At 72.6% G+C, this 12,159-nt stretch carries 13 protein-coding genes; 5 read left to right on the top strand and 8 right to left on the bottom strand.

Going from position 1 to position 12,159, the window contains the following annotated elements; translation table 11 throughout:
- On the bottom strand, positions 1-840 hold an 840-nt coding region (locus POF43_RS33850; protein WP_282704947.1), incomplete at its 3' end, for a glycerophosphodiester phosphodiesterase.
- Between the two features lie 243 nt (positions 841-1,083).
- Between POF43_RS33850 and POF43_RS33845 the strand changes: the two genes are divergently transcribed.
- Positions 1,084-1,395, top strand: coding sequence for a DUF3040 domain-containing protein (locus tag POF43_RS33845; RefSeq protein WP_271316729.1), 312 nt, complete (start codon positions 1,084-1,086; stop codon positions 1,393-1,395).
- A 580-nt stretch (positions 1,396-1,975) separates the two neighbouring features.
- On the opposite strand, the gene POF43_RS33840 is transcribed toward POF43_RS33845, so the two are convergent.
- From POF43_RS33840 to ctaD, 3 genes are all read right to left on the bottom strand, one after another.
- Positions 1,976-2,260 (bottom strand): hypothetical protein, encoded by a 285-nt coding sequence (locus POF43_RS33840; RefSeq protein WP_271316730.1) that lies wholly within the window; start codon positions 2,258-2,260, stop codon positions 1,976-1,978.
- Between the two features lie 100 nt (positions 2,261-2,360).
- Positions 2,361-2,720: a hypothetical protein gene (locus POF43_RS33835; RefSeq protein ID WP_271323600.1), complete on the bottom strand. Its 360-nt coding sequence runs from the start codon at positions 2,718-2,720 to the stop codon at positions 2,361-2,363.
- Positions 2,717-4,453, bottom strand: a complete 1,737-nt coding sequence (gene ctaD / locus POF43_RS33830) for an aa3-type cytochrome oxidase subunit I (RefSeq protein ID WP_271316732.1) — start codon at positions 4,451-4,453, stop codon at positions 2,717-2,719. Before ctaD ends, POF43_RS33835 begins: the two co-directional genes overlap by 4 nt.
- 194 nt (positions 4,454-4,647) lie before the next feature.
- Here ctaD and POF43_RS33825 point away from each other — a divergent pair, with 194 nt between their 5' ends.
- Entirely contained in the window at positions 4,648-5,004 is a 357-nt protein-coding gene (locus POF43_RS33825) for a PRC-barrel domain-containing protein (RefSeq protein ID WP_271316733.1), read from the top strand.
- 261 nt (positions 5,005-5,265) lie between these two features.
- On the opposite strand, the gene POF43_RS33820 is transcribed toward POF43_RS33825, so the two are convergent.
- From POF43_RS33820 to POF43_RS33810, 3 genes are all read right to left on the bottom strand, one after another.
- Positions 5,266-5,736, bottom strand: a complete 471-nt coding sequence (locus POF43_RS33820) for a MarR family winged helix-turn-helix transcriptional regulator (protein WP_271316734.1) — start codon at positions 5,734-5,736, stop codon at positions 5,266-5,268.
- Between the two features lie 203 nt (positions 5,737-5,939).
- Positions 5,940-6,173: a chaplin gene (locus POF43_RS33815; protein ID WP_271316735.1), complete on the bottom strand. Its 234-nt coding sequence runs from the start codon at positions 6,171-6,173 to the stop codon at positions 5,940-5,942.
- Between the two features lie 1,086 nt (positions 6,174-7,259).
- On the bottom strand, positions 7,260-7,523 hold the full coding sequence (locus POF43_RS33810; protein WP_271323599.1) for a hypothetical protein: 264 nt from the start codon (positions 7,521-7,523) through the stop codon (positions 7,260-7,262).
- Positions 7,524-7,972: 449 nt separating this feature from the next.
- Between POF43_RS33810 and POF43_RS33805 the strand changes: the two genes are divergently transcribed.
- The 3 genes from POF43_RS33805 (at position 7,973) to POF43_RS33795 (ending at position 10,863) form a co-directional block, all read left to right on the top strand.
- A complete protein-coding gene (locus tag POF43_RS33805) occupies positions 7,973-8,821 on the top strand; it encodes an ABC transporter ATP-binding protein (protein WP_271316982.1) in 849 nt (282 codons plus the stop codon).
- Between the two features lie 21 nt (positions 8,822-8,842).
- The gene (locus POF43_RS33800) at positions 8,843-9,847 is read left to right on the top strand and encodes an aldo/keto reductase family protein (protein ID WP_271323598.1); all 1,005 of its coding nucleotides are present in this window, start codon (positions 8,843-8,845) and stop codon (positions 9,845-9,847) included.
- Positions 9,848-10,062: 215 nt separating this feature from the next.
- Positions 10,063-10,863 carry a VOC family protein gene (locus POF43_RS33795; RefSeq protein ID WP_308217789.1) on the top strand — a complete coding sequence of 267 codons (801 nt, stop codon included), beginning with the start codon at positions 10,063-10,065 and terminating at the stop codon, positions 10,861-10,863.
- Between the two features lie 200 nt (positions 10,864-11,063).
- Here POF43_RS33795 and POF43_RS33790 read toward each other — a convergent pair whose 3' ends face one another.
- Positions 11,064-11,822, bottom strand: coding sequence for a bestrophin-like domain (locus tag POF43_RS33790; RefSeq protein WP_271316984.1), 759 nt, complete (start codon positions 11,820-11,822; stop codon positions 11,064-11,066).
- Between the last annotated feature and the right edge of the window lie 337 nt (positions 11,823-12,159).

The raw sequence follows: 12,159 nt of genomic DNA, 5'->3' as shown, positions 1-12,159 counted from the left end.
GTCGGTGATCACGCCGTCCGCGCCGAGCCCGGCCAGGGCCACCGCGCGGTCCGGGTCGTCCACCGTCCACGCGTACAGCCGCAGCGGCACGCCGTGGTCGCCGCGGACCGCGTGGACCGCGTCGGCGTAGGAACGGGTGAGGTGGGCGGCGTCCGCGTTGACGCTGTCGAGCCAGCCGGCGTCGGCGGCCAGGTCCCGGCGGGGCGGATTGCCCAGCAGGCCGGTGACGGTGGCCGGCGACAGGCGGTGGAACCGCTTGACCGCCCCCGCGTCGAAACTCTGCACCATGAGCCGGCCGTGCTGGTGGGCCCGGTCCAGCCAGCCGTCGGCCCGCAGCCGGGCGGCGAGCTGCTCGACCATGCCCGGGTAGCGCCGGGGGTCCTTGATCTCCAGCAGCAGGTCCTGCCGGTTGTGGTCGACGCGGCGCAGGTACGCGTCGAGCGTCGGCACCCGCTCCCCCGCGAACCGTTTGCCGTACCAGCTCCCGGCGTCCAGCCGCTCGATGTCGGCGAGGGTGAAGTCGGCGATCCGCCACGGCGAACGCCCCGGGTAGCGCCTCCTGGCGTCGGTCGTACGGACCAGCGTGGCGTCGTGCATGACGATCAGCCGGCCGTCCTTGGTGCGCTGGACGTCGTTCTCCACCCAGGTGACGCCCAGCCGGCGCGCCGCGTCGATGGAGGCCAGCGTGTTCTCCGGGGCGTGCGCGGGCGCGCCGCGGTGACCGATGGTGAGGACGACCGGCCGGACGGCGGACACGTGCCCGAAGGACGCGGCGGACAGCGGCAGCGCGGACAGCGCGAGAACGGCGCCGCTCAGGACGGCGAACAGGCGGATGCGCATGCTTCTCCCCGGACCTGCGACGGCCGGCCGCCGCCACTCCTGGTGACCACCGACGGGTGATCGCGTGAGGATGCTACGGGGATCAACGGCGGAAAATACCGAATCCCCCGCCTTTCACCCAGTTCACGACCCATGTGGCACATTCTGCCGTTATTCGATCGCATAAAGTGACGAACTTATCCGCGCTTGACGCGACGCCGCCCCGGGCATGACACGGGCAAGACGGCGGAAGCGGGTGATGCCATGGCTCTGTCGGAGAAAGAGGGGCGAGCGCTCCGGGCGATCGAGGCGACCCTGGTCGCCAACGATCCGAGGTGGGCGCGCCAGTTCACCGAACCGGCCCCTCGTGACGAGGCGGCGGACGGCCCACGTCCGCACGGCCCATTGGGGGCCGTACGACCACGCCACGTGGTCTGGGCCGTACTGGCCCTGGGCTGGGTGGCCCTGTTGGCGGTCGGAGTGGCCATCAGCTCCCCCGCCCTGACCCTCACCGCGATCGCGGTCCTGCTGTGGGCACCGCTGGCGTGTGTCGTGGCGACATCGTTCAGATCGTGACCGTTCCGGGCCCCGGGGCCACACCCCCGGCCGCCCGGAACGTCCGCCTGCCCGGCCACGGCCGGCTCACGGCTGGCTTACCACTGGCTTACCCCCACGGCGGAACGGCCAGCGGTGCGACGGGTTCGCCGTTGGCCATGCGCCGTGCGCCGCGCGCCTGCTGACGATGAGTTCGCCGCGGCGACATCCTCACCGCGGGCCTGCTGACGGTGAGTTCGACGGGGGCGACGTTCTCGCAGTGCGCCTGCCGGCAACGGCTTCGCGGCGGCTTCGCCGGGGCGCGCTCACGGTGCGCTCTCCGGCGGCGAGTCGGGCGACCCGCGGCAAGTTCAGCGAACGGGAGCCTGCTGGCGGTACGCGGCTGACGGCCGGCCAGCGGTACGCGGCTGACGGCCGATCGGCGGTGCGCGGCGACGGCCGACCGGCGCCGGGTCGTCGCGGTGGGACCGGCGACCCCGACCGCCCGCCCGGCGCCCAGCTTTCGGCGCCGGCCGAGCACCCGTCAGCGCCGGCCGGCCGCACGACAACCGGGCATCCGCCGGTCATCCGCCAGCAACCCGCCGGGCGGCGTCGGACCGCGTCAGGCGGCCGCCATCGTGCGGCGCAGTTCGTCGAGGTAGTCCCCGTAACTGTCCGCGATGTCGTCGAGGTCGACCAGCCCGGGCAGCTTCGTGATGCCCTGACGGCTCGCCAGGAAGTCCATGGTGGCCTCGATCAGGCGCCGTTCGTCGCGATCGGGCACCCGCAGGTCGTCGCGGACGGCCTGGGTGGCCTGGAAACGCGATTCGACGGTCTGTCCTTCGGCCCGGACCCGGATCAGGTACTCGTGGCCGCCCAGCGGTTCGATTTCACACTGCTCTGACATGGCCCTCGCCTACCCGCCCGGCTGGAAATTCATGCGTTGTGCGCCGATTCGCCCGGATGTGAGCCGACACACATCGCGCCTCACCGACCGCACCGCACGTTCAGCGCACCGTCGTCACCAGCGCCCCCACGGCGGCCAGGACCCCGGCCACCAGCGCGTAACCGGCCACCAGGCGCCGGCGCAGCCGCCGGTAGACCGCCCGGTACTCCGACCGCAACTGCTCGCAGCGTTCGGCGAAAGCGCGCAACGCCGCCTCCGCGTGGCCGAGATGGTCGTCGGCGTAGGCGCGTTCCACCTCCTCGCGCTGAGCCGTCGTCAGCCACGGCAGCGTGTCGGTGAAACGGCGGGCGCGCTCGGCGGCCCGGGAGGTCTCCGCCTGCCACAGCAGGTACCCCTCCAGCGCGTTGATACCGGCCGCGGTGCCGGCGCCCCGGCCCTGCGGCGCGCCGGCCGGGCTCATCGCGGCCATTCCCCGCCGTCGCCGCCGGTCAGGTGGACGCGCTCGTCCTTGCCGGGGTTGACCTCACGGTCCAGCGAGGCGATGCGCGGGTGGTGCAGGTCGAAGGCCGGGGACTCGGAGCGGATGCGCGGCAGCGTGAGGAAGTTGTGCCGCGGCGGCGGGCAGGAGGTCGCCCACTCCAGGGAGCGGCCGTAACCCCACGGGTCGTCGACCTCGACCTTCTTGCCGTACTTGGCCGTCTTCCACACGTTGTACATGAACGGCAGCATCGACATGCCCAGCAGGAACGCCGAGATGGACGAGATGGTGTTGAGCGTGGTGAAGCCGTCGGCGGCCAGGTAGTCGGCGTAGCGGCGGGGCATGCCCTCGGCGCCCAGCCAGTGCTGGACGAGGAAGGTGCCGTGGAAGCCGATGAACAGCGTCCAGAAGGTGATCTTGCCGAGGCGTTCGTCGAGCATCTTGCCGGTCATCTTGGGCCACCAGAAGTGGAAGCCGGCGAACATCGCGAACACCACGGTGCCGAACACCACGTAGTGGAAGTGGGCGACGACGAAGTAGGAGTCGGAGACGTGGAAGTCCAGCGGCGGTGAGGCCAGGATGACGCCGGTCAGACCGCCGAACAGGAAGGTGATCAGGAAGCCGATCGCCCACAGCATGGGCGTTTCGAAGCTCAGTGAGCCCTTCCACATCGTGCCGATCCAGTTGAAGAACTTCACCCCGGTCGGTACCGCGATCAGGAAGGTCATGAAGGAGAAGAACGGCAGCAGCACGCCACCGGTGACGTACATGTGGTGGGCCCACACCGTCGCCGACAGGCCGGCGATGGTGATGGTGGCACCGATCAGGCCGACGTACCCGAAGACCGGCTTGCGGCTGAAGACCGGGATGACCTCGGTGACGATGCCGAAGAACGGCAGCGCGATGATGTAGACCTCGGGATGGCCGAAGAACCAGAACAGGTGCTGCCACAGCAGCGGCCCGCCGTTCGAGGCTTCGAAGACGTGCGCGCCGAACTTGCGGTCCGCCTCCAGGCACAGCAGCGACGCCGCCAGCACCGGGAACGCCAGCAGCACCAGTACCGAGGTCAGCAGCACGTTCCACACGAAGATCGGCATGCGGAACATCGTCATGCCGGGCGCGCGCAGGCAGATGATCGTGGTGATGAAGTTGACGGCGCCGAGGATGGTGCCGAAGCCGGAGAACGCCAGGCCCATGATCCACATGTCGGCGCCGACGGCCGGGGTACGGACCACGCCGGACAGCGGCGAGTAGGCGAACCAGCCGTAGTCGGCGCCGCCGTCCGGCGTCAGCAGCGAGGCGACCACGATCAGGGAGCCGAACAGGTAGAGCCAGTAGGCGAACATGTTCAGCCGCGGGAACGCCACGTCGGGCGCGCCGATCTGCAACGGCATGATCCAGTTGGTGAACCCGGCGAACAGCGGGGTGGCGAACATCAGCAGCATGATCGTGCCGTGCAGGGTGAACGCCTGGTTGAACTGCGCGTTGGAGACGATCTGGAGCCCGGGGCGGGCCAGTTCGGCCCGCATCAGCAGCGCCATCACGCCGCCGACCAGGAAGAAGCCGAACGACGTGGTGAGGTAGAGCGTGCCGATCGTCTTGTGGTCGGTGGTGGTCAGCCAGTCCACCACCAACGTGCCGAACGTCTGCTTGCGCCGCCGCTCGGGCGGCGCCTGCGGCTCCCGCTCCCCGACGGCCGTATCGGACCCGGACATGACTGCTCCCACCCACTTCAAGCTGCTCACACAGCGTTACGATCGACTACGCTCCGCACTCTAGCGCTTCCGTCGGACATGCACCGGGACATCGGTCCGCACGGGTGTCACCGGGATGCCGCACGTCTGGAAGCGCAGGGGCCGGGTAGGGGAATCACCAACGGATGACACCCCGTTGTCCTGGGAGGACAGCGATGTTCGAAGCCGGAGACCTCCGCGAGTGGCGCGGGCACGACGTGGTGGACAACGAGGGGCACAAGATCGGCACGCTGGAGTCGGTGTACGTCGACACCGGCACCGACCAGCCGTCGTTCGCGACGGTCACGGTCGGACTGCCGACCAGAAGGCGCCTGGTCTTCGTCCCCCTGCACCTGGCGACGGTGGGCCCGGCCTACCTCAAGGTGCAGTACGCGAAGGCGCTGGTGAAGGAGGCGCCGTCGATCGACACCGACGGCGAGCTGCCGGCCGCCGAGGAGGAGGCGATCTTCCGGCACTACGGCCTGGTGTTCCGCCCCGGCGGCGGCGGGGAACGGCGACTGGCGCGCCGCTGAAGGGGGCTCCGCCGGCGAGGGGGCCGGATCTCACCGGGTCCGGCCTCCACCGGGTTCGGATTCCACCGGTGCGGGGGTTGGACTCCCACCGGTGACGCGGCCCTCACCGGGTCCGGCCCTCACCGGGTTGGACTCCTACCGGTGACGTGGGCCCGTTCACGCAGGTGGGACGGCTCTCACCGGTGCGGCGGCCCGACCCACCGGTGGCGTGGTTCCGCTGCCGGTGACGCGGCCTTCACCGGTGGGGCGGGTGCGCCGACGTCAGCCGGTGCTCTCCTCGGGGTCGTCGGCCAGCGCCTCCAGGACCGGGAGGGCGGCGTAGAGCGCGGTGGTCTGCTCGGGGGTGAGCCGGTCGACGCGGTCGGCCAGCACCTTGCTGCGTTCGCGGCGGATGTCGGTGACGACCTGGGCGCCGTGTGCGGTGATCTCGATGAGGAAGGACCGGCCGTCCTGCGGGTCGGGGGCCTTGCCGATCAGCCCGGCCGCGGTCAGCGGCGTGATCGTGCGGGTCATCGAGGAAGCCGCGACCCGCTCGCGGGCGGCGAGTTCGCCCAGCCGCAGCGGGCCGAACTGCTCCACGCGCGACAGCGCCGACAGTTGCGCGAAGGTCAGGTCCTGGCCGCTGGACGCACGGACCATCTGCCGGTTGAGGCGGGCGATGGCCAGCCTCAGCCTGGCGGTCATGGCCGGGTCGGCGACGGACTCCACCGCGCGGGCGCTCCGGTCGGTCATGGCGCTGGCGACCCTCCTTGGTCACGGACGCGGACGGCCCCTGCGCCGCCGCGTCTGCAGGAGACCACCGTATCGGCCCGGCGCCCGGCGCCCGCATCCGGAGGACCTGACGGTCGCCCGGCGCCGCCCGCCGGCGTGAACGCGCCCGCCCGGACCCCGTGAAGACGGTGGTCCGGGCGGGCGACGGTGGGGCGGGATGCGTCTCAGGTGCTGGCGCAGGCGTTGCCGAAGGCGGGGTTCAGCAGCGCGATGATGTCGATGCTGTTGCCGCACAGGTTGATCGGAATGTCCACCGGAACCTGGATGACGTTGCCGGACAGGACACCGGGCGAACCGACGGCGGAGCCGGTGGCGCCGGAGTCGGCGAAGGCGGCACCGGTGCCGGCGCCAAGGGCCAGCGCGGTGATGCCGGCGACGACGAGAGCCTTACGGATCATGAGGGACCTCCTTGGGGGAAGCGGGGCCGTGCCCTGGTCACTCAACCGATCGCGGCACCGCCATACCCCGCCGCCACGCGGCCGTCCAGCCGGAATACACCCGCACGGCCCACCGCCGCCCGCCCGATCCGCCCGGCCCGGCACGCCACCGCCCGTTCCCGGGCCCGCACGCCACCGGTCGCCCCGGCCCGCTCCCCCGGCGCGGACCACCCGGCCGGCCGACACCGGCGGGGTGACGGACGTGACGCCCACGGCCGAGCGGTCCGTGGTGAACGAGTACCGGCGGGGCGGGCCGTCGCCGGCGCCGGCGCTGCGGGGCCACGTGGCCCGGTACAGCGGTCACCGGCAGCCCGGACTGCCACCGGCCCGGCACCGCGGCCTCCCGTCACCGTTGCTGACGCTGAATCCTCACCCGCGCCGGGCCGCTGACCGTCACGGCCACCCCGATCCGGTGCAGCCCGGCAGGCGCTGCGGTCCGGCGGCCGGACACCGGTGGCGGCGCTGGCGCGGGAGGCCGGCTGGCGCGGTCGGCAGGAGCGCCGATTGACGGGCGGGGAGCGACGTTGACGGCTGGAGCAACCGTTCACGGGCCGAAGCAACCGTTGTCGAACGGGAGCACCCGTTGACGGACGGGCACCCGTTTGACGGCCCGGAGCAGCGGATGACGACCCGGCGGGCGGGCCGACCGTCGGGCGATCGGCCTGCCGACCGGAGCAGTCGGAGCGGCCGACGTGACCGGCGCGACGCGGGCGCGGAGCCGATGGGCCGCGCCGGTGCGGGACCTGGCCGGGCCGGCCACGACGGCAAGAGGGCTGGGCGCCACGACCGGCCACCGCACGCCCGGTGGGGACGATCCGTTCCCGATCCGGCCGGGCGCCTTCGGCGCCCACGTGGTCACCGACGACCCGGGCGAACTGTGCACGCGTCCCCGGGCAGCCGGCGCGGAGATCCCCGGGGAGCCGGCCGGCGCCGATCACCGCACGCCGGACTTCGCCGTCCGCGCCCCGGCGGGCAACCCACTGGTCGTTCGGGACGTACCGCCGCGCGCCCCGCGCCTTCCGAAGCAGCGGCCCGCCCGGCAAGGACTCAGTAGGCGTGCGGTGCGGGCCGGGGCCGGTCGGCGGCGCCGATCGCGCTGACGACGATGGCGTGCAGGGCCTCGATGCCCTCGGGCGGGATCGGGAACGGGCTGCCGGCCAGCGGTCGCTCGATCTCATCGCCGGCCCGGCGCACGCTCACCTGCGCCGCCCGGCCGCCGGGCAGCGCCACGGTGGTCACCGTCATCGCCCCGGTCAGCGTGCCGCCTTGCCGCGTCATCGCTCCGCCGGGGCCGGCGATGACCTCGTCCACCAGTGGTTCCGTCCTGGGTGCGCCGCTTCCGCGGCGCCGGCGCTCTTGGGTCACAGCCCCTGTCGTACCGGGCGTCGGGCGGCCGCACCGGTTACGTCACCGGTACGTGGGCGCGTCGGGCGGTCATCCGGCGGAACGGGGAGGAGCGGGGCCCCGGGACGGCGATGCGGTGGCGAACGGTGTAAGGGGCAGACGGTGCGGCGGTGCGACGGGCACGGTTCGGCGGCGGACGGCACAGTGGCAGCCGGTACGGCGGCGCAGCGGCAGTCGGCGCGACGGGCGCGGCTCGGCGGCCGACGCTGCCAGGACCTCCACGCCGGGGCCTCCACGCCAGCGCGCCCACGCCGGAGCCCGCGGCCGGCAAGAGCCGCCGCCGCGGCCCGGGGAACCGTCCCAGGGTGCGGACGCGGCGGACGAAACGCACCGCGTGCGGCTAATGTGCCGTGATCATGGACGACGCGAACACGGAACCGCGGACCCACCGCGCGGTGGTCGAGCTGGCCGGGGTCGGCGTGCACCGGTACACCACGGGCCAGGTGATCCTCGACGGCATCGACTGGGCGGTGCGGGCCGGTGAGCACTGGGCGTTGCTCGGGGCCAACGGCGCCGGCAAGACCTCGTTGCTGCGGCTGATCGGCGCGATGGGGCACCCGACGGTCGGCACGGTGGAGGTGCTGGGCGAGCGCCTGGGCCGGGTCGACGTGCGGGAGTTGCGCGCCCGGATCGGCCTGGTGTCCACCGCGCAGCCGGTGCCGCTGCGGGAGACCGCGCACACCGTGGTGCTCACCGGTGCCACCGGGACCGTTCAGCCGCTGTGGAAGAACTACGACGCGGCGACCCGGGAACGGGCGGCGCTGCTGCTGGCCGAGATGGAGTGCGAGGAGCTGGCGGACCGGCCCTTCGGAGTGTGCTCCGGCGGGCAGAAGGCCCGGGTCCTGCTGGCCCGGGCGCTGATGTCCGACCCGGCGCTGCTGCTGCTCGACGAGCCGTTCAACGCGCTGGACCTGCCGTCGCGCGAGGACCTGATCGACGCGATGTGGCGGCTGGCGGCGGGGCGGCCGGACCTGGCGACCATCACCGTCACGCACCACCTGGAGGAGCTGTCGCCGGCCATCGGCCACGTCATGCTGCTGCGCGGTGGCCGCGCGCTGGCCCGGGGGCCGGCCGGTGAGGTGCTCACCGGCGACCGGCTGACCGAGTGCTTCGGCCGGCCGATCGAGGTCACCCGGCACGACGGCCGCTGGCTGGCCCGGTCCGGACGCGCCGAACAGGCGGGGCCGTTCGCGTCACGGGGATGAGAGGTTCTAGATGGAACTTCCATGGAATACCGTCATCTTGGCCGCAGCGGCCTGGTCATCAGTGAGATCGCCTACGGCAACTGGCTCACCCACGGCTCCCAGGTGGAGGAGGACGCCGCGACGTCCTGCGTGCGGGCCGCCCTGGACGAGGGCATCACGACCTTCGACACCGCCGACGTCTACGCCGGCACCAAGGCGGAGTCGGTACTCGGCCGGGCGCTGAAGGGCGAACGGCGCGAGGGCCTGGAGATCTTCACCACGGTCTACTGGCCGACCGGTCCCGGCCGCAACGACCGCGGCCTGTCGCGCAAGCACATCATGGAGTCGATCAACGGATCGCTCTCCCGCCTCCAGACCGACTACGTCGACCTCTACCAGGCGCACCGGTTCGACCGGTTCACGCCGCTGGAGGAGACCATGGAGGCGTTCGCGGACGTCGTCCACTCCGGCAAGGCGCACTACATCGGCGTGTCGGAGTGGACCGCCGACCAGATCCGCGCCGCCCACCACCTCGCCCGTGAGCTGCGCGTCCCGCTGGTCTCCAGCCAGCCGCAGTACTCGATGCTGTGGCGGGTCATCGAGGCCGAGGTCGTGCCGGCGTGCGAGGACCTGGGCATCGGTCAGATCGTCTGGTCCCCGATCGCGCAGGGGGTGCTGACCGGCAAGTACCAGCCCGGGCAGCAGCCGCCGACCGGTTCGCGCGCCACCGACGACAAGGGCGGCGCCAACACGATCAGCCGCTTCATGCGCGACGAGGTGCTGGAGCGCGTGCAGCAGCTGCGCCCGCTGGCCACCGAGGCCGGGCTCTCGCCGGCGCAGCTGGCCATCGCCTGGGTGCTGCAGAACCCCAACGTCTCGGCCGCCATCATCGGCGCCTCCCGCCCCGAACAGGTCGCGGAGAACGTGAAGGCGGCCGGCGTGAAGCTGGACGCGGGCCTGATGGCGCGGATCGACGAGATCATCGCACCGGTCGCGGAGACGGACCCGTCGAAGACGTACGGCTCGGTGCCGGCGGCGCGGCCGTAACACTCGCCCGGGTGACCCGACACCCCGGTGACCGGTCACCCCGGTGATCGGGCACCCCGGTGATCGGGCACCCGGCGATCGGGCACCCGGGCGATCGGGCACCCGGGCGATCGGGGCGATCTTCCGATAAGCGACATAAGCTGTACGGGGTGCCCCGGGCCCCCGTGCGGCTGTGTCGTGCGTCCAGTCGCTTCCCAACGGCGGGAGAGTGCCACGTGACCGGACCGCCCGACCACTACGCGACCGGCGCGCCGTGCTGGGTGAGCCTGATGGCCCGCGACCTGGACACCGCGGCGGCCTTCTACGGTCCGCTGCTGGGCTGGCGCTTCGAACCGGTCGACGAGCGCTGGGGGCGGCACCTGCGGGCGTTCCGCGGCGACTGCGAGGTGGCCGGGCTGGGCGACCACGCGCGGCGCTGGGGGCAGGCGGTCGCCTGGACGACGTACCTCGCCACCGACAACGCCGACAAGACGGCGGCGGCGATCCGGGAACGCGGCGGCACGGTCGGCGTCGGTCCGCTGGAGTTGGACAGCGGCCGGATCGCGCTGGCCGTCGATCCGGCCGGCGCGTCCTTCGGGCTGCGGGAGGGACCGCCACATCCGTGTTCGCGGCGTCCGGCGACCGGCAGGCTGGACTGGATCCAGCTGCGGACCCGGGACGCGTTCGACTCGGCGATCTTCTACGGAGGCGTCTTCGGCTGGGACGCCCCCGAGGAGCCGGGACGGCACGAGGTGGTCTGGGAGCACGACCGGGTGGTGCTGCGGATCGACGGCCACGCGGCCGCCGCGCTGTCCGGGGGCGGGACGGAAGCGGCGATCGACCCCCGGATCCGGCCGCGCTGGCACGTCTACTTCGCCGTGGCCGACGTGGACGCCAGGCTGGACCAGGCCCGCGCGCTCGGCGGCGAGGTGGTCGGCGACCCGGAGGACACCGCCTACGGCCGGGTCGTCGAACTGCGCGATCCGGAGGGCGGGCTCTTCTCCCTCATCGGCTCCCGCATCGGCGGCGACCACTGACCACGCCCCCGGAGAGACCTCGCCCCCGGAGGCGGCCCGGCCACCGGTGCGGCCGCGGCACGGTCAACGACACCGCCTCGGCACGGCCGCCAGCACCGCCTCGGCACGCCCCCGCACCGACACCGCCCGGCCGCCCGCACCCGCCTCGGTCGCGCCCCGGCACCCCGGCGGCGCGTCATCGCGCTGCCGGGGCGGCCGGATCACGTGTTGTTGAAGTAGCTGCCGAAGTCGCCGGTGCCGACGCTCAGTATCCCGCTGAACGGCTGGTCCAGCTGGTAGATCAAAAGGATCATGAAGACGATGAAGCCGCTGAGGCACATCACCATGATGAGGTGGCTGGCCCGGCGTTTGACCCCGAAGGCGAACATGAAGCCGACGGTCAGCGCGCCGCCGATGTACAGGCCGATCCACAGCACCGGCGACATGGTGCTCTCGCCGTCCTGCTCACGTCCCATCCGCGCCTCGTCCAGCGTGGAGATCTGCGACAGCGCCTCCTGGGAGGCGTTCTGCTCGGCGGGCTTGTTCGTGGGGGCGGACTGGTAGATGTCACGCAGCTTGTTGAGCAGGGTCCAGCCCTCGGGACCGAGCGACTGGTGGTCGGCCATGCGCTTCCACTCCACCGTGGTGACGTAGTGCGCGTAGGCGTCGGTGGTGCTGCGGACCTGCGCCTCGGACGCGGGTGGCAGGGCGTCGGCCAGCAGGTAGACCTGGTGCAGGGCGCCGGCCTCGGTCTGGACGTCGGTCGCCGCGTCGGAGTTGGTGCCGTAGACCGCGACCAGGGCCAGGCCCAGCACCAGCGCGTAGATGACGCTGATCATCATGGCGATGTAGTCGGCGGGCTCGGCGTCCGACTCGTCGTCCGGCTTCGTCGGGAAGAACTTGTGTTTGAGCAGGACGACGACGACGCCGAGTAACGCGCAGGCGACGACGATGCCGAGCGTGGCGGGCAGAGAGGACACGTGGTTCTCCTCGGTTCACCGGGAACGTGACAGCGAGCGGGCACCGGCGACGACAGCGGCGGCAGCGGCCGGGAGCAGGATCAGCAGTACCGCGCCGGCGGTGGACACCCCGGGCGTCGGGCGGGATGCGGTCCGCGGTGTCAGATGCTCCTGGAGCGGTCGGGCCGACGGTTTCGGACGCGGCGTCGGTGACGGGGGCGGCGTGCTGGGCGGCGGCGGGACCGGTACGACCGGCACCGCGACGATGTGCGCCTTCGGCGTCGAAGCGGGCGCCGGACGCGCCGGGGGCGGGGCCGGTGCCGGGGTCGGCGTCGGCGTCGGCGTGGGCGTGGGGGTG

The organism is Streptantibioticus silvisoli (assembly GCF_027947535.2).
Lineage (GTDB): Bacteria > Actinomycetota > Actinomycetes > Streptomycetales > Streptomycetaceae > Streptantibioticus_C > Streptantibioticus_C silvisoli.
The sequence above is the reverse complement of the archived record's forward strand: the minus strand, read 5'-3'. Positions and strand labels throughout refer to the sequence as shown.

Bases quoted from the DNA above. Each gene is read 5' to 3' on its own strand.
- POF43_RS33815 (WP_271316735.1), bottom strand. From the start codon at position 6,173: ATGATCCGTAAGGCTCTCGTCGTCGCCGGCATCACCGCGCTGGCCCTT.
- POF43_RS33840 (WP_271316730.1), bottom strand. From the start codon at position 2,260: ATGTCAGAGCAGTGTGAAATCGAACCGCTGGGCGGCCACGAGTACCTG.
- ctaD (WP_271316732.1), bottom strand. From the start codon at position 4,453: ATGTCCGGGTCCGATACGGCCGTCGGGGAGCGGGAGCCGCAGGCGCCG.
- POF43_RS33845 (WP_271316729.1), top strand. From the start codon at position 1,084: ATGGCTCTGTCGGAGAAAGAGGGGCGAGCGCTCCGGGCGATCGAGGCG.
- POF43_RS33800 (WP_271323598.1), top strand. From the start codon at position 8,843: ATGGAATACCGTCATCTTGGCCGCAGCGGCCTGGTCATCAGTGAGATC.
- POF43_RS33820 (WP_271316734.1), bottom strand. From the start codon at position 5,736: ATGACCGACCGGAGCGCCCGCGCGGTGGAGTCCGTCGCCGACCCGGCC.
- POF43_RS33835 (WP_271323600.1), bottom strand. From the start codon at position 2,720: ATGAGCCCGGCCGGCGCGCCGCAGGGCCGGGGCGCCGGCACCGCGGCC.
- POF43_RS33805 (WP_271316982.1), top strand. From the start codon at position 7,973: ATGGACGACGCGAACACGGAACCGCGGACCCACCGCGCGGTGGTCGAG.
- POF43_RS33825 (WP_271316733.1), top strand. From the start codon at position 4,648: ATGTTCGAAGCCGGAGACCTCCGCGAGTGGCGCGGGCACGACGTGGTG.